Origin of the sequence: Pseudomonas sp. MIS38, from assembly GCF_019891575.1 — a bacterium.
Classification (GTDB): Bacteria; Pseudomonadota; Gammaproteobacteria; order Pseudomonadales; family Pseudomonadaceae; genus Aquipseudomonas; species Aquipseudomonas putida_A.
Genome location: NZ_JAFLXF010000039.1, coordinates 1 through 22,291, shown reverse-complemented (window position 1 = coordinate 22,291; position 22,291 = coordinate 1). Strand labels below are relative to the sequence as shown.

General features: G+C 61.5%; 25 protein-coding genes. 8 read left to right on the top strand and 17 right to left on the bottom strand.

The annotated features are described in order from the left end of the window. Window positions 1-70: 70 nt before the first annotated feature. The 5 genes from J1G18_RS27310 to J1G18_RS27290 are packed head-to-tail and all read right to left on the bottom strand — an operon-like array spanning window position 71 to window position 3,675. The gene (locus J1G18_RS27310) at window positions 71-1,000 is read right to left on the bottom strand and encodes a metal ABC transporter substrate-binding protein (protein ID WP_134786984.1); all 930 of its coding nucleotides are present in this window, start codon (window positions 998-1,000) and stop codon (window positions 71-73) included. A gap of 35 nt (window positions 1,001-1,035) precedes the next feature. Beyond that, the gene (locus J1G18_RS27305) at window positions 1,036-1,611 is read right to left on the bottom strand and encodes a DUF6162 family protein (protein ID WP_098964847.1); all 576 of its coding nucleotides are present in this window, start codon (window positions 1,609-1,611) and stop codon (window positions 1,036-1,038) included. Further along, on the bottom strand, window positions 1,608-1,949 hold the full coding sequence (locus J1G18_RS27300; RefSeq protein WP_097088250.1) for a hypothetical protein: 342 nt from the start codon (window positions 1,947-1,949) through the stop codon (window positions 1,608-1,610). Before J1G18_RS27300 ends, J1G18_RS27305 begins: the two co-directional genes overlap by 4 nt. Further along, window positions 1,946-2,488: a hypothetical protein gene (locus tag J1G18_RS27295; RefSeq protein WP_027613388.1), complete on the bottom strand. Its 543-nt coding sequence runs from the start codon at window positions 2,486-2,488 to the stop codon at window positions 1,946-1,948. The genes J1G18_RS27300 and J1G18_RS27295 overlap by 4 nt, the downstream gene beginning before the upstream one ends. Beyond that, window positions 2,485-3,675 carry a PepSY-associated TM helix domain-containing protein gene (locus J1G18_RS27290; protein WP_223009472.1) on the bottom strand — a complete coding sequence of 397 codons (1,191 nt, stop codon included), beginning with the start codon at window positions 3,673-3,675 and terminating at the stop codon, window positions 2,485-2,487. The genes J1G18_RS27295 and J1G18_RS27290 overlap by 4 nt, the downstream gene beginning before the upstream one ends. Window positions 3,676-4,081: 406 nt before the next feature. On the opposite strand from J1G18_RS27290, the gene leuC reads away from it, so the two are divergent. Both leuC and leuD read left to right on the top strand, forming a co-directional pair. After that, window positions 4,082-5,500: a 3-isopropylmalate dehydratase large subunit gene (leuC, locus tag J1G18_RS27285; RefSeq protein WP_223009470.1), complete on the top strand. Its 1,419-nt coding sequence runs from the start codon at window positions 4,082-4,084 to the stop codon at window positions 5,498-5,500. Beyond that, on the top strand, window positions 5,497-6,111 hold the full coding sequence (leuD, locus tag J1G18_RS27280) for a 3-isopropylmalate dehydratase small subunit (RefSeq protein WP_139054976.1): 615 nt from the start codon (window positions 5,497-5,499) through the stop codon (window positions 6,109-6,111). Before leuC ends, leuD begins: the two co-directional genes overlap by 4 nt. 126 nt (window positions 6,112-6,237) lie before the next feature. On the opposite strand, the gene J1G18_RS27275 is transcribed toward leuD, so the two are convergent. From J1G18_RS27275 to soxR, 4 genes are all read right to left on the bottom strand, one after another. Beyond that, on the bottom strand, window positions 6,238-7,188 hold the full coding sequence (locus tag J1G18_RS27275) for a LysR substrate-binding domain-containing protein (RefSeq protein ID WP_135296269.1): 951 nt from the start codon (window positions 7,186-7,188) through the stop codon (window positions 6,238-6,240). A 24-nt stretch (window positions 7,189-7,212) separates the two neighbouring features. Further along, window positions 7,213-8,088 (bottom strand): alpha/beta fold hydrolase, encoded by an 876-nt coding sequence (locus J1G18_RS27270; RefSeq protein ID WP_139054978.1) that lies wholly within the window; start codon window positions 8,086-8,088, stop codon window positions 7,213-7,215. A gap of 208 nt (window positions 8,089-8,296) precedes the next feature. Beyond that, the gene (locus J1G18_RS27265) at window positions 8,297-8,755 is read right to left on the bottom strand and encodes a VOC family protein (protein WP_097088236.1); all 459 of its coding nucleotides are present in this window, start codon (window positions 8,753-8,755) and stop codon (window positions 8,297-8,299) included. Window positions 8,756-8,858: 103 nt separating this feature from the next. Continuing rightward, entirely contained in the window at window positions 8,859-9,308 is a 450-nt protein-coding gene (gene soxR, locus J1G18_RS27260) for a redox-sensitive transcriptional activator SoxR (RefSeq protein ID WP_103368494.1), read from the bottom strand. Between the two features lie 95 nt (window positions 9,309-9,403). On the opposite strand from soxR, the gene J1G18_RS27255 reads away from it, so the two are divergent. Further along, entirely contained in the window at window positions 9,404-9,769 is a 366-nt protein-coding gene (locus tag J1G18_RS27255) for an antibiotic biosynthesis monooxygenase (protein WP_134786976.1), read from the top strand. On the opposite strand, the gene J1G18_RS27250 is transcribed toward J1G18_RS27255, so the two are convergent. The 4 genes from J1G18_RS27250 to msuE form a co-directional block, all read right to left on the bottom strand. Continuing rightward, on the bottom strand, window positions 9,766-10,869 hold the full coding sequence (locus J1G18_RS27250) for a sigma-54 interaction domain-containing protein (protein WP_223009468.1): 1,104 nt from the start codon (window positions 10,867-10,869) through the stop codon (window positions 9,766-9,768). The two genes, J1G18_RS27255 and J1G18_RS27250, sit on opposite strands and share 4 nt — an antisense overlap. Window positions 10,870-10,894: 25 nt before the next feature. Next, window positions 10,895-12,082, bottom strand: a complete 1,188-nt coding sequence (locus J1G18_RS27245) for an acyl-CoA dehydrogenase family protein (protein ID WP_223009466.1) — start codon at window positions 12,080-12,082, stop codon at window positions 10,895-10,897. Window positions 12,083-12,210: 128 nt separating this feature from the next. After that, complete coding sequence (gene ssuD, locus J1G18_RS27240) at window positions 12,211-13,356, bottom strand: FMNH2-dependent alkanesulfonate monooxygenase (protein WP_223009464.1); 1,146 nt, start codon at window positions 13,354-13,356, stop codon at window positions 12,211-12,213. 10 nt (window positions 13,357-13,366) lie between these two features. Further along, the gene (gene msuE, locus J1G18_RS27235) at window positions 13,367-13,930 is read right to left on the bottom strand and encodes an FMN reductase (protein WP_047599911.1); all 564 of its coding nucleotides are present in this window, start codon (window positions 13,928-13,930) and stop codon (window positions 13,367-13,369) included. A 392-nt stretch (window positions 13,931-14,322) separates the two neighbouring features. Here msuE and J1G18_RS27230 point away from each other — a divergent pair, with 392 nt between their 5' ends. The 4 genes from J1G18_RS27230 (at window position 14,323) to J1G18_RS27215 (ending at window position 18,530) form a co-directional block, all read left to right on the top strand. Further along, window positions 14,323-14,580 (top strand): hypothetical protein, encoded by a 258-nt coding sequence (locus J1G18_RS27230; RefSeq protein ID WP_041069780.1) that lies wholly within the window; start codon window positions 14,323-14,325, stop codon window positions 14,578-14,580. Between the two features lie 99 nt (window positions 14,581-14,679). Beyond that, window positions 14,680-15,294 carry a LysE family translocator gene (locus J1G18_RS27225; RefSeq protein WP_003226640.1) on the top strand — a complete coding sequence of 205 codons (615 nt, stop codon included), beginning with the start codon at window positions 14,680-14,682 and terminating at the stop codon, window positions 15,292-15,294. Between the two features lie 205 nt (window positions 15,295-15,499). Further along, window positions 15,500-16,666: an aminotransferase class V-fold PLP-dependent enzyme gene (locus J1G18_RS27220; protein ID WP_223009462.1), complete on the top strand. Its 1,167-nt coding sequence runs from the start codon at window positions 15,500-15,502 to the stop codon at window positions 16,664-16,666. Window positions 16,667-16,721: 55 nt separating this feature from the next. Then, window positions 16,722-18,530, top strand: a complete 1,809-nt coding sequence (locus J1G18_RS27215) for an aminopeptidase P family protein (RefSeq protein ID WP_210558419.1) — start codon at window positions 16,722-16,724, stop codon at window positions 18,528-18,530. Between the two features lie 49 nt (window positions 18,531-18,579). On the opposite strand, the gene J1G18_RS27210 is transcribed toward J1G18_RS27215, so the two are convergent. Further along, the gene (locus J1G18_RS27210; protein WP_135296261.1) at window positions 18,580-19,176 is read right to left on the bottom strand and encodes a 2-hydroxychromene-2-carboxylate isomerase; all 597 of its coding nucleotides are present in this window, start codon (window positions 19,174-19,176) and stop codon (window positions 18,580-18,582) included. 40 nt (window positions 19,177-19,216) lie between these two features. Beyond that, on the bottom strand, window positions 19,217-19,945 hold the full coding sequence (locus tag J1G18_RS27205; protein WP_223009459.1) for an SDR family oxidoreductase: 729 nt from the start codon (window positions 19,943-19,945) through the stop codon (window positions 19,217-19,219). Between the two features lie 92 nt (window positions 19,946-20,037). Here J1G18_RS27205 and J1G18_RS27200 point away from each other — a divergent pair, with 92 nt between their 5' ends. Beyond that, window positions 20,038-20,616: a TetR/AcrR family transcriptional regulator gene (locus J1G18_RS27200; protein WP_027613371.1), complete on the top strand. Its 579-nt coding sequence runs from the start codon at window positions 20,038-20,040 to the stop codon at window positions 20,614-20,616. A 1-nt stretch (window position 20,617) separates the two neighbouring features. Here the strand turns inward: J1G18_RS27200 and J1G18_RS27195 are convergent, their stop codons facing one another. Both J1G18_RS27195 and rhtA read right to left on the bottom strand, forming a co-directional pair. After that, a complete protein-coding gene (locus J1G18_RS27195) occupies window positions 20,618-20,899 on the bottom strand; it encodes a hypothetical protein (protein ID WP_096795010.1) in 282 nt (93 codons plus the stop codon). Window positions 20,900-21,068: 169 nt separating this feature from the next. Further along, window positions 21,069-21,956 carry a threonine/homoserine exporter RhtA gene (gene rhtA / locus J1G18_RS27190; RefSeq protein WP_135296258.1) on the bottom strand — a complete coding sequence of 296 codons (888 nt, stop codon included), beginning with the start codon at window positions 21,954-21,956 and terminating at the stop codon, window positions 21,069-21,071. Window positions 21,957-22,291 lie beyond the last annotated feature (335 nt).

Here is a 22,291-nt window from a genome sequence, read left to right as displayed (position 1 = left end):
TCCGGCGCTTTCGCGAGCAAGCCCGCTCCCACAGGGGATGGCGGGGTGTCAGAGAGGGTTTCTTTTGCTGTCATGCCCCGGACTCCTGAATTGCCCGCACCACGGTGTCGAGGTTGCCGGTCATTTCCTTTTCGTACTTGTCGGCGCTGTATTCGCCATAGGAAATGTGCGACAGCGGGTACAGCTTCACGCCGGACTCACGCTGGATGGTTTCGACGTAGGTGGAAGGGAAATCCATCTCCGAGAAGATCACCTTCACGTCGAGTTCGCGCAGTTGGTCGATGGTCTTTTTCAACTGGCTCGGACTGGGTTCGATGCCGTGGGCCGGCTCGACCACGGCCGTCACTTCCAGGCCGAATTCGCGCAGCAGATAGTCGTACGCGGCGTGCACCGTGGCCACGCGCAGTTCGGCGTTCGGTGCCTGAGTCAGTTTGGCCAGCGCATCGGCGCGCATCTGCCGCAGGCGTTTGCCGTAGGCGCGGGCGTTCTGGGTGTAGGCCCTGGCGTTGTCCGGATCGAGTTTGCCCAGCTCGCGGGCGATGTTGTTGACCTGGGCAATCGAGGCGCTGATCGACAGGAAGGTGTGGGGGTTGACCACTTTGCCGGCGCCGCGCGCAGCGGTACCGGTGGCCGCCAGCAGCGGCACGTTTTCGTTGGCTTCGATGGTCTTGATGTTCGGCGTTTCGCTGGCGGCGATCATGCGGTCGGCGAAGTCGTCATGACCGACCCCGTTGAGCACGATCACATCCAGCCCGCTGATGCGCTTGATGTCTTCGGCGCGTGGCTCGTAGGCGTGCGGGTTGAAGCCGGCGGGAATCAGCGGCACCACCTCGGCCTTGTCGCCGACGATATTCGCCACATAGCTGTAATACGGGTGCAGGGTGATGCCGATGCGCAGGCGTTTGCCCGGATCGGCGCTGGCCAGCGGGCTCAGCAGGCACGCGCACAGGCCTAACAGCAGGGTGCGCAGGAGGGGACGGCGAGTCAGGGAAATAAGCATGGGCAAGCGGTCTTCTCTCGGGTGAAGGCGAAGGTTCAGTGGCGATGCTCGCGGGTCACACCGGCATCGAACTGCGCGACGATCTGTTTCCAGCCGGCGGCGGACAGCGCGGCGTCAGTCAGTTCGGTGGGCGTCTGCAGCTCTGCGGCGCGGTTGAGCCAGATGTCCGGCGCGGCAGTGGCGTCGGCGCTCAATAGCATCACGAACGAACCGGCGACGGCGGGCGCCTGGCTGTGGCCGAAATAGGCCGTGTCCGCCAGCAATTGCCAGGCATGCCCGCCACGGCTGACCGAACTGGCGTCCTGGGCGAACGGGGCGAAACCTTCTTCAGCCAGGGTCTGTGGCGTCGGCAGGCTCTGCTGTTCTTCATGCAGCAGGCGAATTTCATCGAGGGTCACCCGCAGGTCGGCGTAGATGCCTTGCTCGGCGGCGCTGAGATCGCGCCGCGCATCGAGCTGATGGCTGGCGACCGGCTCCGGCTCATGGGACACCCCGCGCCACGCCACCACCGAGCCGGCGACGGCAAGGATCAGTAAACACAACAGCAGAACATTGAGGGTTTCATGCCCGGCACCGGCCGGGCGGACGACTTGGGTGGTGGGCGTGCTCATGGGGCCTCGATGTCGGCTTGGTCGATTTCCACAACGTGGCCGGGGCCGGCGTCGAACAGCACATAAAACTCGGCCGCCGGTTTCTTGAACGTCACGGTCGAGTCGGCGCCGAGCTTGCCCGGCAGCAGAATGGTTTCGTCGTAACCGATCACATCGAGGGTCACCCCCGGTGCGCCGCTGCCGTCGGAGAAGCCGCCGGTGCATTTGATCTGCTCGGCATCGACGGCTTTGCATTCGCACATCGGGTTATGGGCCAGGGCGCCGGCGCTGAAACCTGCGCACAGCATCAGCAACGCGGCGCGCAACTGCAGGCGGGAAGGGCGTTGAACGCGGTTCATGGTTTGGCTCCTTGTTGGTTCAGCCAGGCGAGGGTGGCGGGGGAGGCCTGGCTCAGGGGAATCGAGGCCTGATGCATGCTGCCGTCCCAGCCTTCCATGGTGATCCACAGTTCGGCATCGGCTTTGGTCTTTTCCGCCACCGGCAATTGCGCGCCCATGCGATACGGCGTGCCAAAGAAAATCACCCCGGCGGCGCGCAGGCTGCGCGGTTTGCCGATGCGCAGGTAGGTGGCCTTGACCTGTTCGACACAGGCATCGCACAGGGCGGCATTGAAGTCCTTCATGTAGCCGGCGGGGCCGCTAAGGCGCGGTGCTTCGTTACGCAGTTCGGCCAGGCGCAGGCTCCACGGGCCGACCTGGATTTCGCCGACCTCATGCTCACCGAGGCCGACGTCACCGCGAAACAGCGCGGCATCGGCGAAATACTTGGGCATGAAGCCCAACGGAATCAGCAGCAACAAGGCGTTCAGGTGAAAGCGCCATTTGTGCCAGAAGCGGCGCAGGGCGGACGGTTGGGCAGTGCGGTTGGACGGGCTCACGGGCTGACCTCCGCCGGTTCACGGCTGACGCGAGGGCTGCGGGCCTTTTTATTTTCGCGCTTGAGGGCGTTGGCGGTGGCCAGCGCGGTGCGCTTGGTCCAGATCAACAGGCCGCTGAGGACCATCATGCTCAGCAGCAGACCGAAGAAGAACCAGATCAGTTTGATCCACAGACCGCCGAAATCACCGGTGTGCAGCGGGCGCATCGACTCGGTGACGAACTCCAGCGAGGAACGGTCGGTCAGCAGTCGCGTGGCGGCCATCTCACCGTTGTACGGGTTGAGCGTGGCGGTCTGGAACATCAGCGGATACCAGCCGCGCCCGCCAAGGCTCAAGTGGCTGTAGGCATTGCCCGGCAGGCTGACGAAGCTGACTTCCAGCCCGGGGATGTGCTGTTCGGCGATCTGTACCGCGCGATCGAGGCTGATTCGTGGGGGAGGACTGGCGTCGCTCGACATCGGTACGCTTTCCCGGGACATGGCGGGAATGATCGGTTCGCTGCTGATGGACACCTGGTTGTCGGCCAGAATGGCCTGGATCAGAAACCAGGTGCCCGTGATCGAGATCACCGCGATGAACCAGATCGACCAGATGCCGCTCAGTCGATGGAAGTCGCCCCAGAAAATCCGCGCGCCGTGGCGAAAACGCAGGGTGGGTTTGAAGAAACCTTTCCAGAAGCGCTTGTACACCACCAGCCCGGTGATCAGCGAAGCGAGCATCGGCAGGCCGAGGAACGACACCAGGTACCAGCCCCAGCTGAAACCGTTGGTGAACGGCACCAGCCACCAGCCGTGCAGGGCGCGGGTGAACGCCTTGAAGTTGAAGTCCGGCGCCGCGCCCTGGATCACCCCGGTGTACGGGTTGACGTAGACCGTCTGCGAGCGGCCGTCGGGGTAGCTGACCTCGACGTCGAGGGCGAAGTGCGATTCGTCGGGGCGGCTGATGCTTTCCACCAGCGTCTGCGGTTCGGCCTGTTTGATCGCGGCCAGCACTTGATCGTAACTGAGCCGCGGTGCGTCATCCGATGGCTGGCTGGCGCGCATTTGCGGGTTGGCCAGCCAGACGATTTCCTGACTGACCACCGCCAGCGTGCCGGTGACACAGACGATCAGGACAAAACACCAGATCGGCAGCGCGAGCCAGCTATGCACCAGGAACCACAGTTTGGAACGGGATTTCTTCGACATGTTTGCGCGTCTTGATTTCGATGAAAGGGCACGCGGCTACGGGCTTCGCAGCGCGGGTGTCCGCAAAAGGCGCGGTCGTGGCTGTTGCCTGTGCGAACGGCCTGCATCTCTATAGGACGGATGAGCCGGACAAATCCCGAAAGGTGATATGAAAGCAAATGTTTCGCAATTCCCCCAGTCACCACCAACCCCTGTGGGAGCGAGCTTGCTCGCGAATGCGGTAGATCATTCAACTTTGATGTCGACTGACGCGACGCCTTCGCGAGCAAGCCCGCTCCCACAGAGGCAGTCATTGATCAGCCGATCAAACACGATTCATGAACGCCGCTCTCACTGCCTGCCAATTGATGCCATCAAAGCGCTCCCTATGATGGAAAGCACCGCATTCCCTTGAGCGAGCGCCCTGATGAACCCCAGAACCCTCTACGACAAACACATCGATTCGCACACCGTGTGCCGCCTCGACGATCAGGGCCATGTGCTGCTGTATATCGATCGCCAGGTGATCAACGAATACACCAGCCCGCAGGCGTTCAGCGGTCTGCGTGCTGCCGGGCGCAAGGTCTGGCGGCCGGGTACGGCGTTGGCGGTGGTCGATCACGTCAACCCGACCACCCCCAAACGGGTGGCGGCGATGCCTGATGCCGGCGGTGCGCGGCAGGTGTCGTATCTGGCGGAGAACTGCCGGGATTTCGGCATCGAACTGCTGGATATCCTCGATAAACGTCAGGGCATCGAGCATGTGATCGCCCCGGAGCAAGGCTTCATTCTGCCGGGCATGGTCATCGCTGCCGGTGACAGCCACACCACCACGTACGGTGCGCTGGGGGCGTTCGGATTTGGCATTGGCACCTCGGAAATCGAGCACCTGCTGGCCTCGCAGACGCTGGTCTACAAACGTCTGAAAAGCATGCGCGTGACGGTGGATGGCGAACTGGTGCCGGGGCTGACGTCGAAGGACGTGATCATGGCGCTGATCGGCCGCATCGGTGCGTCGGGCGCCACTGGCTATGCGATCGAGTTCTGCGGATCGACCATCGATGAGCTGAGCGTCGAAGCGCGGATGACCATTTGCAACATGGCGGTCGAAGCCGGTGCACGCGGTGCGTTCATGGCGCCGGACGAAAAAGTCTTTGCTTATCTCAACGGCAAACCCCGCGCACCACAAGGCGTGCTGTGGGCGCGGGGCGTGGAAAAGTGGCGTGAACTGCGCAGCGATCCCGGTGCCGTGTTCGACCGCGAAATCCATCTCGACGCCAGCCTGCTGGAGCCGATGGTTACCTGGGGCACCAGCCCGGATCAGGCGGCTGCGATTGGCGCGCAGGTGCCTGACCCGCAGGCTATCGACGATCCGATTCTGCGACAGGACATGCGCCGCGCCCTTCAATACATGGGCCTGGAGGCGGGGATGGCGCTGCGCGATATCGTCATCAGCCACGCTTTTATCGGCTCCTGCACCAACGCGCGGATCGAGGATCTGCGTGACGCCGCCAGCGTGGTGCGCGGTCGGCGGGTGGCCGGGCATGTGCGGGCGATGATCGTGCCCGGTTCCAGCGCAGTGCGGGCCCAGGCCGAGGCTGAGGGGCTGGAGCAGATCTTCATCGACGCCGGTTTCGAATGGCGTCAGTCCGGCTGCTCGATGTGCCTGGCGATGAACGATGACGTGCTCGCGCCCGGCGACCGTTGCGCCTCCAGCACCAACCGCAATTTCGAAGGCCGCCAGGGCGCGGGGGCGCGCACGCACCTGATGAGCCCGGCCATGGTCGCCGCAGCAGCGATCAGCGGCCACCTCACCGACATCCGCCACTTTGGAGAACGCCCATGAGCCTGCAACCCTTCACGCAAGTCAGCGGCCAGGCCGCGCCGCTGCTTGCGGCCAACGTCGACACCGATGTGATCATGCCCAAGCAGTTTCTCAAGGGTATCGACCGTCAGGGACTGGATCGTGGGCTGTTTTTCGATCTGCGCTTTCTTGCCGACGGTACGCCCAACCCTGAATTCGTGTTGAACCAGCCAGCCTGGCAGGGCGCGAGTTTTCTCGTTGTCGGGGCGAATTTCGGTTGCGGTTCCAGCCGCGAACACGCGGTGTGGGGGTTGCAGCAAATGGGCATTCGCGCGCTGATCGGCAGCCGTTTTGCCGGGATCTTCTACGACAACTGCCAGCGCAACGGGGTGTTGCTGATTACCCTGGACGAGGCACAGGTGCAGCGCATTGGCCGGTTGGTGAGTCAGCCTGAAACGGCACTGGTCAATGTGGATCTTGAGGCGCAGCAGATACGTCTGGCGGACGGTGAAGTCATCGATTTCCAGATTGACGGCTTGCGCAAGACCGCACTGTTGCTGGGGCTGGATGCGATTGGCAGTACCTTGCAGCGGCGTCAGCAAATCGAGGCGTTCGAACGCGAACACCTGGCCGCCAACCCATGGCTGACCTGACACCCAACTAGCCCTCTGTAGGCCTTCGCCTGCTCGCGATGGCGTCGTGTCAGTCGAAATAATCATTGGCTGAATGACCGCCATCGCGAGCAGGCTCACTCCTACAAGGGTTTGGTGTTGCACCCGCTATAGCGACAAATCCTTGAAATGCCCCTGCAAAAACTCCACACACGCCCGCAGCTTCCCGGAGTTGGCCAGCCGCGTCGGGTACACCGCCCAGACATTGGCGCTCTGGCTGTAAGCGGCCAGCACAGGCAGCAGTCGGCCCTGTTCCAGCAATGGTTTCACATCCCACAATGAACGCAGCAACACGCCGCGTCCGTCGAGCGCCCATTGCAGGACAATCTCGCCGTTGTTGGAAGACAGCGGCCCACTGACCCGCACGCTTTCCTGTGTGCCGTCACGATCCAGATGCCAGACGCCGAAAGCGTTGTCGCGCTCCTTGATCACCAGGCAGTCATGTTGTTGCAGATCGTCCAGAGTCTGCGGTGTGCCGCGGCGCTCAAGGTATGCGGGCGCAGCGCACAGCACCCGGCGGTTACTCACCAGTTGCCGGCCGATGTGCTGGCCGGGCAGGTCGTCGCCGACGCGGATTTCCAGATCGAAACCCTCGTTGACGATGTCCACTGCGCGGTCGAACAGGTCCAGGCGGATCTGCAACTGCGGGTGAAGCTCGGCCAGCCGCGAAACCGCAGGCGCCACATGGTTGCGGCCGAAACCGAAACTGCTGCAGATGTGCAAGCGCCCGCGTGGGCTGTCGTGAGCGTCGGCGAGATCGTCATGCAGTTGTTGAAAATCATCGAGGATGCGCAAGGCCCAGCGCTGCACCCGCTCGCCGTCTTCGGTCAGCGACACCCGGCGACTGGTGCGGTGCAGCAGGCGGGTGCCGAGGGTCGATTCGAGAATCTGGATGCGTTTGCTGACGTAGGCCGGGGACAGGCCCAGTTCATCAGCGGCAGCGGCGAAACCGTTCTTGCGGATCACGGTCAGCAGCACGCGCAGGTCTTCGGGCAGGGGCACGGGGTCTTGGTTCTGGGACATGTGGGAACGAGCACTGGCGGCACAAGCCGCCAGCATAGCATCGGCGGTACAGGGCTCGATTCAGCGCAGGAAATCCAGCGCTTCGGCGAGCAACAGTTCGGGCACTTCTTCGGCCAGATAATGCCCGGCCGGCAGCGCCTTGCCACTGACGTTGGTCGCCACATGCTGCCATTCCTTGAGCGGGTCAAAGCAGCGCCCGACTGTGCCTTGCGCACCCCACAGCACCCGCAGCGGCAGGTCAAGATGATGGCCGGCAGCGATGTCGGCCCGGTCATGTTCCAGGTCGATGCTGGCGCTGGCGCGGTAGTCCTCGCAAATGCCTCGGGCGCTGCCGGGACGTTGCAGGCAACGCAGGTATTCGCCGAACGCTGGCTCGGTGAACGGCGCGAGTCCGGCGCTGCGGCTGCCCATCACGCTGCGCAGATAGGCTGCGGGATCGGCCTCGATCAGGGTTTCCGGCAACGGCGCCGGGCGGATCAGAAAGAACCAGTGCCAATAGGCGCGGGCGAACGCTTCGTTGGTCTGCGTGTACATTGCCAGGGTCGGGGCGATGTCCAGCAGCATCATCCGTTGCACCGCAGCGCGGTGGTCGAGGGCCAGGCGATGGCCGACCCGGGCGCCACGGTCGTGGGCCAGAATCGAAAACTGTTCGAAGCCCAGCGCCTGCATCAACTCGAGGTTGTCCCTGGCCATTTCGCGTTTTGAGTAATGGCGGTGTTGTTCATCGGCAGCCGGTCGGGCGCTGTCGCCGTAGCCGCGCAGGTCGGCGGCGACCACGGTGAAATGCTCCGCCAACTGCTCGGCAATCTTGTGCCAGATCACGTGGGTCTGCGGGTGTCCGTGCAACAGCAACAACCCCGGGCCGCTGCCACCGAGGCGATAGGCGATGTCGACACCGTTGACGTGGCGCTGGTCTTTGACGAATCCGGCAAACATCGGGCTGATCCTTGTTCAGGTGCGGGTGGGATGCATCCTGAAAGTGTTCGGCATTCGGGGCAAGGGTTGAAGCGTGGTGTTCAGGTTCATGAAGTGTGATGTGTCCGCACTGGCCTCATCGCGAGCAGGCTCACTCCTACAGTTGAAACGCGTTCCAATTGTAGGAGTGAGCCTGCTCGCGATAGGGTCGGCCCAGCCCCTGAAGATCTCAACCCTGACTGAACATCTCCATCGCCCGCTGCTTGATCTGCTCTTCCGTCAGATCCTCCTTGCGCGTCGCCAGAAACCACAGGTGCCCATAGGGATCCTTCAGCGTCCCGCTGCGATCACCATAAAATTGATCCTTGACCTCCGACACCGCACTCGCCCCGGCATCCAGCGCCCGTTGAAAGGACTTGTCGACATCAGTGACATACAGATGCAGACCGACCGACACGGCATTGTCCGGACCACTCAACGGCCCTTGATCGCACGGCGTGCCGAGCATGATCGCGCTGTCGCCAATGCGCAGTTCGGCGTGGCCGACGCGCCCGTCGGGCATGTCCAGGCGCATGACCTGGGTCGCGCCAAAGGCTTTCTTGTAGAACTCGATGGCTTCGGCAGCCTTGAGGATGCCGAGGTACGGGGTAATGCTGTGATACCCCTCGGGAATGGGTTTGACGCTCATGACGTTCTCCCTGTTTTTGTTTTGCGAGGTATGGCTCCACCGGATTTGTGGAAGATTCACTATAGAACTGTCTGCGCGGCCAGGATTTTTCCCCGACGAGCAGTCAGTCCAGAAAGTGCGCCCCCGGCCCCTGATCACCGAGCACATCGCCCTGATTGCGCAACGGGCAGGCCTCCATCGACAGACACCCGCAACCGATGCAACCGGTGAGCCGGTCACGCAACAAGGTCAGCTGATTGATCCGCTCGTCCAGTTCGCGGCGCCATTGTTCGGACAGGACTTTCCAGTCTGCTGCTGTCGGAGCGCGGTCGTCGGGGAGTCTCTTCAGCGCCTCGCCAATCTCCGCCAGCGGAATGCCCAGACGCTGCGCGACCTTGATCAACGCCACCCGGCGCAAGACTGCCCGTGGATAACGGCGCTGATTGCCGGCATTGCGCTGGCTGGTGATCAGGCCTTTGGCTTCATAAAAGTGCAGGGCAGTGACCGCGACTCCGCTGCGCGCGGCGACTTCGCCCACGGTGAGCTGTTTGTGCAGGTTTTCCGGGGTGATCATTTTGCAATAGGGCTCTTGACCTTGACTTAACTAGAGGTTTTACCCTGCAGGCCTTCGAGTCGCAAGACTCGTCTTACGATGAATGGGGACTTCTCATGCAAACCTCGACGAAAAATCGCAGTTTTACCCAATTGATCGAATTCGAGATCGAGCCGCGCCAGCAACCGGCATTGGTCAGTGCGCTGGCGCAGCAGAGTGAACATCTGGCGCAGCGCTACGCAGGCTTTGTCAGCGCCAGCGTCCAGGTCAGCGACGACGGTCGGCGGGTGCTGAGCTTGCTCCAGTGGCAGAGCCGCGAAGCCGGGGAGGCGGCGTTCTGTCGCTATGAAAGCGGCGAGCAGGATTTCTGGCAGCTGATCCGCGCCCATCAGGCGAAGACCGTGACCTTCAATTCATTTCAGGTGTTGAGCAGCATCGCCCGCAGTCATGACGATGCGCTGCACTGCAATCTGGTGGGCTAGATCGACAACTGGATCAGGCGTTCACCGTGCAGGTTCTCCGTGAGTCGCCGCTTGTTCACCGCCAGTTCGCCGATCTTGATCAGCCGCGTGCGGGTGACATTGCGGCTCAGACCGAGCAGCGCGGCGGTGTGCACCTGGTTGTAATGGCAGAAGCGATAGGCGGCGCGCAGCAGGGCGTCTTCGACCTTTTCGTGGAGGGCGCCGGCCTGTTGTTCGAAGAGCTTCTGGAAGGCTCGCTCCAGCAGCGCTTCCGGTGAATCGTCGGCGTTCGACTGCTGATCGTCCGGGCGCTCGATGCGCAGGTTCGACAGGCGCAAATCGTCGCGCTCGATCACGCCGTTACGGCAGATCAACAGGGTGTGGTGGATGACGTTTTCCAGTTCACGGATGTTGCCCGGCCAAGTGTAGCTGCGCAGTTTCTGTTCGGCACCGGGGCTGATGCTGACCCGTCCGTAACCCAGGCGCTGGCTGTAGGCCTCGATGAAATGTCGGGTCAGCGGCAGGATATCGCCGGGCCGCTCGCGCAACGGGCTGAGCTCAAGATTGACCACGTTCAATCGGTAGAACAGGTCTTCGCGGAAGTTTCCGGCATTGATCGCTTTCTCCAGTTGCACGTTGGTCGCGGCCAGCACGCGCACATCGATCGGAATGCTTTTGCGCGAGCCGAGGCGCACCACTTCGCGCTCCTGCAACACCCGCAGCAACTTGACCTGAATTGCCATCGGCAAATCGCCGATTTCGTCGAGGAACAAGGTGCCGCCATCCGCCTCTTCGAACCACCCGGCCTTGGCGCTGAGCGCGCCGGTGAAAGCGCCTTTTTCATGGCCGAACAACTCGGCTTCCACCAGCGATTCGGAAAACGCGCCGCAGTTGACCGCGACAAACGGCCGATGCCGGCGATTGCTCAGGTTGTGGATGTGCCGCGCCACCAGTTCCTTGCCGGTGCCGGTCTCGCCGATGATCAGCACGCTGGCTTCGCTCGGCGCGACTTGTTGCAGATGCGCGAGCAGGGCCTGGGACTTGGGGTCTTCGAAGACCTGCGCGGTGGCGCGGATCGACGTCGCCAGAGCGGGTGAGGGCGGAAGGGTCAGCAGTTGCATGGGACTCGCTCCATTAAAGGCAAGATCAGGAATAGAACGTCGGCACCGGCAGCGCCTGATTCAGCGCCCAGTCGCCCAGCTCGTGGAGTTTGTAATCGAGCGGGTCGTGCAGGGTCTGCGTGCGCAGGTTGCGCCAGTGCCGATCGAGACGCAGCGAGGCGTGGGTCGAACGCGCGCCTGTGACTTCGAACAAGCGGCTGCAAATCTCCAGCCCCTGACGACTGGCGGCGACCTTGGCGGTGGCAATCGCCGTGGCCAGATGTCCACGCTCGTCTGCCGTCAGGTTCGGGCCTTGGGCCCAGGCCTCGTCAAGCAGCACGGCGGCCCGTTCGACCAGCAGGCGGATGCCTTCCAGCGCCACCCAGAACTCGCCGTAATGCGCGAGTACGTACGGGTCTTCACGCACATTGCGGGCGGCGGATTTGTGCCAGAGCCGGGTTTCGCTCAGCGTGTACTGGCGCGCTTCCTCAAAGGCACCTTCGGCGATGCCGAGGAACATGTGGGTGAAGGTCAGTTGCGCGATCAGCGGACGCAGGCAGGCGAACGGTGTGCTCAACGGGCCGGGATCGAGCAGCAGCTCGGATTCTTCGACCCGCACCCGTTCGAACGTGGCGCTGCCGCTGTCGGTCTGGCGCTGGCCGATGTTGTTCCAGTCGTCGTGCAGGGTGATGCCGCTGCGACCGCTGGGAATCGCCGCGATCAGCAACTTGCCGCCGGCACTTTCGTCGACGGCCGAAGCGATCAGCATCTGCGAATCGCTGGCGCCGGAGCAGAAGCTTTTCTTCCCGGAAAACTCGCGCCAACCGCCGAAGTCCTTGACCACGGTGCGGGTGTCGAGCGGGTTGAGCGCGTTGCCCCAGAACCAGTTCTGCCGCGCGGTCTGTTCGAACCACGGCTGCCATTGTTCGGGCCGCGAGAACAGGCGCACGGTGGCGAGCATCAGGTGATGAAAACCGAAGACGTGGGCGATGGAACTGTCGACCTTGGCGAACTCGCGCACGATCTGCAGGGTTTCGCTCCATGTCGCGCCGAGGCCGCCGTAGCGGGTGGGAATGCTCAGGGCCAGCAGGCCGCTGTCGCGCAGGGCATCGCGTTCGGCCTTCGGCGTACCGCCGCGCTCGTCACGTTCGACGGCGGTGACGGCGAATTCGGCGGCCAGTTGGCGCGCGGTCTGCAGCGGGGAGAGCAGGGTGCTTTGTGGTTTGGCGGTCACACGGTGTTCCTCAAAATCGATGCAATCCCTGTAGGAGTGAGCCTGCTCGCGATGTGGTCAGCACAGTCGACATCACCGTCTCAGATACACCGCTTTCGCGAGCAGGCTCACTCCTACAATGGGCGTTTTTAGGCCTTGGCTTGGCCGGGCAACACATCGTTGGCAATCATTTCGCCAAACGGCCCGGTGAGGTTGGTCACGCCGCGTCCAGCCAGGCTTGCATACGGTTCGGGCAGCAGCGGGAACACCAGTTCGGCAAAGCGGTAAGCCTCTTCCAGGTGCGGATAACCGGAAAAGATGAAGCTCTCGATACCGAGGTCGGCGTACTCCTTGATCCGCGCGGCCACTTGCTGCGGATCGCCCACCAGCGCGGTACCGGCACCGCCGCGTACCAGACCGACGCCGGCCCACAGGTTGGGGGCGATTTCCAGGTTGTCGCGACGCCCGTCATGCAACGCCGCCATGCGCCGCTGGCCTTCGGAGTCGAAGCGCGAGAAGGATTTCTGCGCGGCTTCGATGGTCTCGTCGCTGATGTGCTCGATCAGTTTGTCCGCAGCCTTCCACGCCTCTTCGGCGGTCTCGCGAACGATGACGTGCAGGCGAATACCGAACTTCACCTTGCGTCCATGGCGAGCGGCACGTTCACGTACATCGGCGAGTTTTTCGGCAACGGCGGCGGGCGGTTCGCCCCAGGTCAGGTACACGTCGACTTGCTCGGCAGCGAGGTCATGCGCCGCGTCGGACGAGCCGCCGAAATACAACGGTGGATACGGTTTCTGCACCGGCGGATACAAGGCTTTGGCGTTCTGCACTTTCAGGTGCTTGCCCTCGAAATCCACCGATTCGCCTTGCAACACCCGGCGCCAGATCCTGAGGAATTCGTCGGTGACTTCGTAGCGTTCGCTGTGGCTCAGGAAGCTGCCGTCGCCACGGTTTTCGTCGGGGTCGCCGCCGGTCACCACGTTGATCAGCAGACGACCATTGGACAGTCGATCGAGCGTTGCCGCCATGCGCGCCGAAACGGTGGGCGAAATGATCCCCGGGCGGATCGCTACCAGATAACGCAGGCGTTCGGTCAACGGCACCAGCGCCGAGGCGATCACCCACGAGTCTTCGCAGGAGCGCCCGGTGGGAATCAGCACGCCGTGATAGCCGAGGCTGTCGGCGGCTTGCGCCACTTGTTTCAGATAATTCAGGGTGACCGGGCGCGCGCCTTGGGTGGTGCCCAGGTAATGGCCGTCGCCGTGGGTCGGCAGGAACCAGAAAACATCCATGAACAGCTCCTTAAGCGATTTTCAGCAACGGTTTGATTTGTGTGCCGAACAGCGGCGCGGCGCGTTCGGCGGCCAGACGGATCCGCGCTTTCAGCGGTTCGCTGGTGATCTGGTAGTCGGCGAAATCGGCCTCGGTGGCGTACACGCCAATGGGCAGGGTCACGGCCTGGAAGAAACTGAACAGCGGCCGCAACTGATGATCGAGTACCAGCGCATGGCGCTCACTGCCACCGGTGGCGGCGAGCAGCACCGGGGTGTCGATCAGTGCGTTGAGGTCGATCAGGTCGAACAGATGCTTGAGCAGTCCCGGGTAGGAACCGCGATACACCGGCGCGGCGACGATCAGCAGATCGGCCTGTTCGATGGCTTGCAGTTCGGCCTCGACCTCGGCGCTCAGCTCCTGACGCGACAGGGCACCACCCAACGGCCGGGCGATGTCACCGAGTTCGATCAGATGACTCTCGACCGGTAAGTGTCCGGCCAGTTCGGCCAACAGCGCTTGGGTCAGCACCAGCGTGCGCGATGGACGCCAGGTGCCGCCGGAGAGGGCGACGACTTTCAGGGGACGCGACATGATCAGTTCCTTTTTATCAACAGTTGCTCAGCGAGCAGTGAGTAAGTGCCAAGGCTTGAGCAAGCGCTGTACCAATTCCTGAGAGGCCCGGTTTACTTGGGCCTTAGCGCTCTGGCGTGAGTCGGTTGTGCAGATATCAGGCGGGTTTGCTGATCTGCTGTTGCCTGGGCAACAGTTGCTGGAGCAACAGTTGTTCGCCGTGTGCAGGGATTTATAGCGGCTGCTGGTTATTCCGTAAAAGAACGTTAATCGATATTTATAGATCGTTAAGAGATATGAGGGCGTTAAAGCTGAAATCCTGATAGCCACTATTGAGAGCGTTGATTTTTGCCCGGAGAGGCGCGGGCGTAGCCTTTGTCCATCGACTACCACCGCTCGCCAGGACGCTCCCCATGAATCGTTTACTGACTGTTTCGCTGCTGCTCGCTGTCTCCGTACTCGCCGGTTGCGCGACCCACGTTTCCCCCGAACAACGGCCGTACACCGCCGAAGAAACCCGCGAACTGGCAATGGAAGCGCTGAACCGCAGCGGCTTGTCTTTCGACGAATATCACGCGAAGAAAGCTGCACTACTGGGCGAATCGCAATTCGACAAGAAAGCTGAAATGAGCGCCGGGCGAGCCATACAGCTGCACGGTCGTCCAAGCTAATCGCAAACTGTACTGCTTGAATTTTCGCGTAACTGTCCGTGGGTTTGCGCGCTGCCGTGCGATAGGGTCAACACCTGAATGACCCTGACGGATTGCCCCATGACCCTCTCGCTTGATCTGCTGTTGGGCTTTGCCCTGTTTGCCCTTGTCACCTCGATTACACCGGGGCCGAACAACACCATGTTGCTGGCGTCGGGCGTGAACTTCGGCTTCAACCGCACCATTCCTCACATGCTCGGCATCACCTGCGGTTTCTTCGTATTGGTGGTCGCGGTGGGCTTTGGCCTGGGCGCGGTGTTCCAGACTTACCCGATTCTCTACACGGTGCTGCGCTATCTCGGTGCTGCATATCTGTTGTACCTGGCGTGGAAAATCGCCCACTCGGGGCCGGTGGGTGAGGGCGTGGAAGGCGAGGCCAAACCGATCAGCTATCTGGGTGCCGCCGCGTTTCAGTGGGTCAATCCCAAGGCCTGGATCATGGCCATCGGCGCCATCAGCACCTACACGCCGATGCAGGGTTACTTCACCAACGTAGTGGTGATCGCTGCGGTGTTCGCCATCATCAACCTGCCCAGCGTCGGCGTCTGGGCAGCGTGCGGCACGCTGCTGCGTAACGTGCTGAAGGACCCGCGCTGGTTGCGCGTGTTCAACTGGGGCATGGCGGCGCTGTTGGTGATTTCGCTGTACCCGTTACTTCTCGAAAGCTTTCACTGACGCATTGCTTCAACCGCCGGCCCGATGCCTGTTAAGCTCGGCTTCAGGAGCGTTCCTACGCACTTTTAAATGAAGTTGTTCTTCTTTAACGGCATCCGATCAGGTATTGATGACGGTCTCGAACCCAGGCGCAGCTCACAAGGCTGCGCTGTGCCGTTTGCAGACACGAGCCTCCTGATCCCGGAACACGCTCTGCGAGTCTTTTATGAATAAACGTCCGTTGTATTTCGATTACGCCGCCACCACCCCGGTGGACGAGCGGGTCATCCAGGTGATGATCGATTGTCTGGGTTTTCACGGTAACTTCGGCAACCCGGCGTCCAGCTCCCATGCCTTCGGCCAGCAGGCCCGGCACACGGTCGAGCAGGCCCGTCGGCAAGTCGCCGAACTGGTCGGCGCCGAGGCTGCGCAGATCGTCTGGACCTCCGGCGCCACCGAATCCAACAACCTCGCCCTCAAGGGCGTGGCCCAGGCGCGCGGCGTTGCCGGCGGCCACATCATTACCAGTCAGATCGAACACAAAGCCATTCTCGATACTGCCCGGCAATTGCAGGATGCCGGCGTCGCGGTGACCTATCTGGTACCGGACGCCGAAGGCCTGATCACCCCGCAGGCAGTCAGCGAAGCCATGCGCGACGACACCTTTCTGGTGTCGCTGATGCTGGTCAACAACGAACTCGGCACCCTCAACAATATCCCGGCGATCGGTGAAGTCGTGCGCGGCCGTGGCGCGTTGTTTCATGTCGATGCTGCGCAGGGCGCCGGCAAAGTGGCGATTGATCTGCAGCAGTGGCCAGTGGACTTGATGTCGTTTTCCGCGCACAAGCTTTACGGTCCCAAGGGGATCGGCGCGTTGTATGTCGGCCCGCGCGCGCAGCAGCGTTTGCAGGCGCAGATTCATGGCGGCGGTCATGAAGGCGGGCTGCGCTCCGGGACCCTGGCGACGCATCAGATCGCCGGCATGGGCGCGGCATTCGCCTTGGCGGCTGCCGAATTCGATGCCGAGAAAAAGTCCATCGTGGCGCTGCGTGAACGGCTGCTCGAACAGTTGCTGAGTCTGCCGGGCGTACGCCTCAACGGCAGCGCCAGCCAGCGTATCGCGCACACGTTGAGCCTGACTTTCAGCGAAGGTGAATTCAACAGTGCGGCCTTGAGCCAGTCGATCGCCTTTTCCGCGACCTCGGCCTGCAACTCGGCGAGCAACACGCCTTCTCACGTGCTGCTGGCACTGGGGCACGACGCCCGGCTGGCCGGTCGCACCATTCGTCTGAGCCTCGGCCGTTTCACCACCGCCGACGATATCGATCAGGCGGCAGAACTGATCAAAAGCGCCTGCGCCAGTGCCCCGGCATTCTGGGCGACAGGGCTTTAACCAGCCGTTTTCACGGCTACGAACAATAACGATGAAGTGATTGGCAGGAGACATGATGAGTACCCAGACTTTGACCGAAGGAACGGTTCCCCAGCGCCTGGCGCACACCCGTGAATTGATGCGCCGTGAAGGCATTCATGCGTTGCTGGTGCCATCGGCCGACCCGCATCTGTCGGAATACCTGCCGGGTTATTGGCAGGGGCGGCAATGGCTGTCGGGCTTCCATGGTTCGGTCGGCACTTTGATCGTGACTGCTGATTTCGCCGGGGTCTGGGCCGACAGTCGCTATTGGGAACAGGCGACCAAGGAACTCAAGGGCAGCGGCATCGAACTGGTCAAGCTGCAACCGGGTCAGCCGAGTCCGCTGGACTGGCTGGCAGAGCAGACACCCGAAGGTGGTGTGGTGGCGGTTGACGGTGCGGTGATGGCCGTGGCTTCGGCACGTACCCTGAGCAGCAAGCTTGAAGCGCGTGGCGCGCGTCTGCGCACCGACATCGACTTGCTGAAGGAAGTCTGGGCGGATCGCCCGAGCCTGCCGAATGCGCCGATCTATCAGCATCTGCCACCGCAAGCGACAGTCAGCCGTGGCGAAAAACTCGCCAAACTGCGTGAGACCCTGCAGGAGCGCGGCGCCGATTGGCACTTCATCGCCACCCTTGATGACATCGCCTGGTTGTTCAACCTGCGCGGCGGCGACGTGTCGTTCAACCCGGTGTTTGTTTCTTTTGCGTTGATCAATCAACAGCAGGCCACGCTGTTTGTGGCCTTGAGCAAAGTCGATGCCGAGCTGCGTGCAGTGCTGGAACAGGACGGCGTGACTCTGCGCGATTACCGCGAAGTCGCTGACGCCTTGCGCGCCGTACCGGGTGGTGCGAGCCTGCTGGTGGATCCGGCGCGGGTGACTAGCGGTTTGCTGGATAACCTCGACAGCGCGGTGAAACTGGTCGAAGGCCTGAACCCGACCACCCTTGCCAAGTCGCAGAAGAGCGAGGCCGATGCACAGCACATTCGCCAGGCCATGGAACAGGATGGTGCGGCATTGTGCGAATTCTTCGCCTGGCTGGAATCGGCCTGGGGCCGTGAACGTATCACCGAGCTGACCATCGACGAAAAACTCACCGCTGCCCGTGAGCGCCGTCCGGATTACGTGTCGTTGAGCTTCAACACGATTGCCGCGTTTAACGCCAATGGCGCGATGCCGCACTATCACGCCACCGAAGAAGAACACGCGGTGATCGAGGGTGACGGCTTGCTGCTGATCGACTCGGGCGGCCAGTACCTGGGCGGCACCACCGACATCACCCGAATGGTCCCGGTCGGAACCCCGACGGACGAGCAGAAGCGTGATTGCACTCGCGTACTCAAAGGCGTTATCGCGCTGTCGCGGGCGCAGTTCCCGAAAGGCATTCTCTCGCCGTTGCTCGATGCCATCGCCCGCGCACCGATCTGGGCGGAAAACGTGGATTACGGTCACGGCACCGGTCATGGGGTCGGCTATTTCCTCAACGTGCACGAAGGCCCGCAGGTGATCGCCTATCAGGCAGCACCGGCACCGCAAACGGCGATGCAAGCGGGGATGATCACCTCGATTGAACCGGGCACCTATCGTCCGGGGCGTTGGGGCGTGCGCATCGAGAACCTGGCGATGAACCGCGAGGCGGGGAGCAGCGAGTTTGGCGAGTTCCTCAAGTTTGAAACGCTGACCCTGTGCCCGATCGACACGCGTTGCCTGGAGCCATCCTTGCTGACGCAGGAAGAGAAACAGTGGTTCAACGCCTACCATGCCGAAGTGCGTGAGCGTCTGAGTCCATTGCTTGAGGGGGCCGCGCTGGAGTGGCTGAACACGCGCACAGCGGCGATTTGAATGGCTGAAACCCGGGCGCTGTTGGCAGCGTCCGGGTTCTGAGGTTTTTCTAAGCCTGACGCAGGGCCTCTTCGACGAAGTCGAGGCGGTCCTGTCCAAAGAACATCTGGTTGCCGATAAACATGCTCGGCGCGCCAAACACCCCGCGTTTAATGGCTGTTTCGGTGTTGTCCTTCAGGGCTGCCTTGACTGTCTCGTCGCTGGTCAGGGCCAGAACTTCATTGGGATCGAAGCCCTGTCCGCTCAAAACCGCAGCGACAGTCTCCGGCTCATCGAGAGGGCGTCCCTCCACCCACAATGCCTTGAACAGACAATCGATAAATGCGTGAAAGCGTTCCGGCTGGCGCAGTTGGATGCCGGTGACCGCGCGCATCAGCATCAGAGTGTTGATCGGAAAGTGCGGATTGAATTTCAGCGGCACGCCATAACGTTTGGCGTAGCGATCCAGATCCTGAAACATGTAGCGGCCCTTCGCCGGAATCATCGCCGGCGACGCGTTGCCAGTCGCCTTGAACACGCCGCCCAGCAGCATCGGGATATAGATCAGCTCGCTTTGAGTCGCGGCACATATTTTCGGTAATTGGGTGTAAGCCAGGTAGGTGGCAGGGCTGCCGAGGTCGAAATAGAACTCCACGGTTTTCGTCATGTTCGCTGCTCTCTGATTATTGTTATGGAGGAGGCGGGGCTTACCAGCGTTCGTTCCACGGGCGCAGATCCAGCTCGAAGGTCCAGGCATCCCGTGGCTGACTGTGCAGATACCAATAGTTTTCGGCGATGTGTTCGGGATTGAGAATACCGTCCTGATCCTTGGTCGCGTACTTCTCGGGGAAACTGTTGCGGATGAAGTCGGTATCGATCGCGCCATCGACCACTACATGGGCGACGTGGATATTCATCGGGCCCAACTCGCGAGCCATGCTTTGTGCCAGTGCACGGATACCGTGTTTGGCGCCGGCAAACGCGGCAAATCCGGAAGCACCGCGCAGTCCGGCGGTGGCGCCTGTGAACAGAATGGTGCCGCGTTTGCGGGTGACCATGCGCTTGGCCACTTCGCGGGCATTGAGAAAGCCCGAGAAACAGGCCATTTCCCAGATCTTGAAATACTTGCGCGCAGTTTCTTCGAGAATGCTGCAAGGCACGTTGGCACCAATGTTGAAGACAAACGCCTCGATCGGGCCGAGGCGGGTTTCAATCTCTTCAATCAGCGCAATGACGTCTTCTTCCTTGCGCGCATCGCAGGCAAAGCCGTGTGCTTCTCCACCCTCGGCCTGAATCGCCTCGACCAGCGGCTGCAATTTGTCGGCACTGCGCCGGGTGACGCAAGCGATAAAACCTTCTCTGGCAAAGCGCTTGGCAATCGCTCCGCCGGTGGCATCGCCAGCACCCACCACCAACACGACCTTCTTGTTATTCATGGGTAGATCCCTTTAGTAAACGATCGTTAAGTGAACGAACGTTATGCTAGGATCCGGACAACGTCAAGGCGGTCGATCAAGAGGGCAAGCACATGCGGTATTCCGCCGGTCACAAGCTGGAAACCCGAGAAAAACTGCTGAACAGCAGCGCGCTTTCAGCCAAGCGTTCGGGCTTTTCCACAGTCGGTGTCGATGGTTTGATGAAGGCTATCGGCCTCAGTGGCGCAGCGTTTTATAGCCACTTCTCGTCGAAAAACGAGCTGTTCACGGCGATCGTCGAGCGTGAACTGTGTCAGAGCCTGGAGCGACTGGGAGGGCAGGGGGCGCAGGATCGTGAGCGGCTGGAACGCTGTCTGAAACAGTACCTGAGCATGGCTCACGTGGAGCAGCCTGAATCGGGCTGCGCCTTGCCGACACTGGGTGCGGAAATTGCCCGTTCAGATGATCAGGTTCGCGAGCAGGCAGAGTTGTGGATTTGTCGGTTGCACGCCAGTTGGGCGCAGATCCTGGAAAGCGACAGCCTGGCGTGGGCGATTCTGTCGCAATGCGTCGGAGCGTTGGTAGTGGCGCGGATGCTGGTGACGCCGGAGATTCAACGGACGGTTTTGAAATCCAGTCATGAGGAAATCGGGCGTCAGCTGGCTGCTCGACAAGGCGAGCAGCCAGCATGATTCATTTGCAGATGACGATCATGCTGCGGCTGGTATAACCGGCCGGATTAAGACCGAACGGGTAGTCGCCGGGTTCTTCCACGGCGTCCCCTGATTTGGCGATGACTTTGTAGCCCTTTGGGGCGCAGGCATTGGCGGCGCTGGTGTAGCACTTGTCCCAAGAGGACGACAGCCCGGAACAGTTGATGTGCAGCCCTTTTTTACCGTGCTTCACTTGGGTCTTGGCGGTGGCTGCGCACCCCGCTACTGCCAATACAGCGATCAGTATCAAAATTCGTTTCATTACCGTCCTTATGGTAGCCACGAGTCTGGCGCTCGGGTCTGCCTGTATTCGCCTGCGCTTTAAGCGGTTCGATATCCCTGTCCGAAAAAATCCATGCCTGGCACTGAGTTAAGGGGTCTAAACATGGCCTAAATGAACGCCAATTGCCAGACCTTCGTCAAATCCTGTTTCAATCTGACGCTACAACGGGTTTGGCGCTACTGCCCATGGTCATGGTTGCCCCGACGGAAGCCAGAATAATGCACAGGATCGCCATCCATTGTGACAGCGTGAGGTACTCCTGCAGGAATAGCAGCCCGGACAACGCGCCAAAGGCCGGTTCGATGCTCATCAAAGTCCCAAAGGTGCGGGCTGGTATGCGGGTGAGGGCGACCATCTCCAGCGTGTAGGGCAAAGCAGTCGAGAGGATGGCGACGCCGATGGCCACCGGGATCAGCGACGGGGTGAGCAATGCCGCGCCGGCATGCACGATGCCGATCGGGGCGACAAACAGTGCGGCAATCATCACGCCCAGCGCCGCGGTCGTCACGCCGTTGTCGGCGCCAGCCTTTTGGCCGAACAGAATGTACAGCGCCCAGCACACGCCGGCCCCCAAGGCGTAACCGGCACCGACCAGATCAATTCCCGTGGAGGTCGCTCCGGTGGGGATCAACAGGAGCAGGCCAGCTGCCGCCAGAGCAATCCAGAGGAAGTCGATCGCACGGCGAGAGGCGTAGATGGCGACGGCCAGCGGACCCGTGAATTCAAGCGCGACTGCGATGCCAAGTGGCACGGTGCGCAATGACATATAGAAGAGGAAGTTCATGCCGCCCAGCGCCATTCCGTAAACGATCACCGTGCGCAGGGACTGAGCTGTCAGCCTGGCGCGCCACGGACGCAGTAGTAACAGCATGATTACGCTGGCAAAGACCAGGCGCAGGGTGGTCGTCCCCTGAGCGCCAACCACCGGGAACATGCTCTTGGCCAGAGAGGCGCCAGACTGAATGGATGCCATGGCTATTAATAAGAGGCCAACCGGGAACAGCATTGAGGCCAGAGAGCGAGGTTGGTCAGTCATTGCGAGGCATCATCCGAAGGTGAGAGCAGGGTTGAGAGCAGGGTGTTGTTTTAAGTGTTGGGCAATATACTGCGCATTCGCTGACGTTGCATCTATATATAAGCAGGCTTTTTCGGTGCATTGATAGAAAACTGAAATTAACGGTTGACGGCAGATTCAGGAAGTCTATAATTCGCCCCACTTCCGGCGCAGTCGAAACGGAAAACTCCTTGAGATTCAACGAGTTACGCAGTTTTCGGCAGCGGCTTGCTTCAGTTCATCGAAGCCTGGAAGGAGTTGAAAGAGCGGTGATGTTTGGCTCTTTTGACGGTTCGATCTTCTCGGTCGAAAGCGGA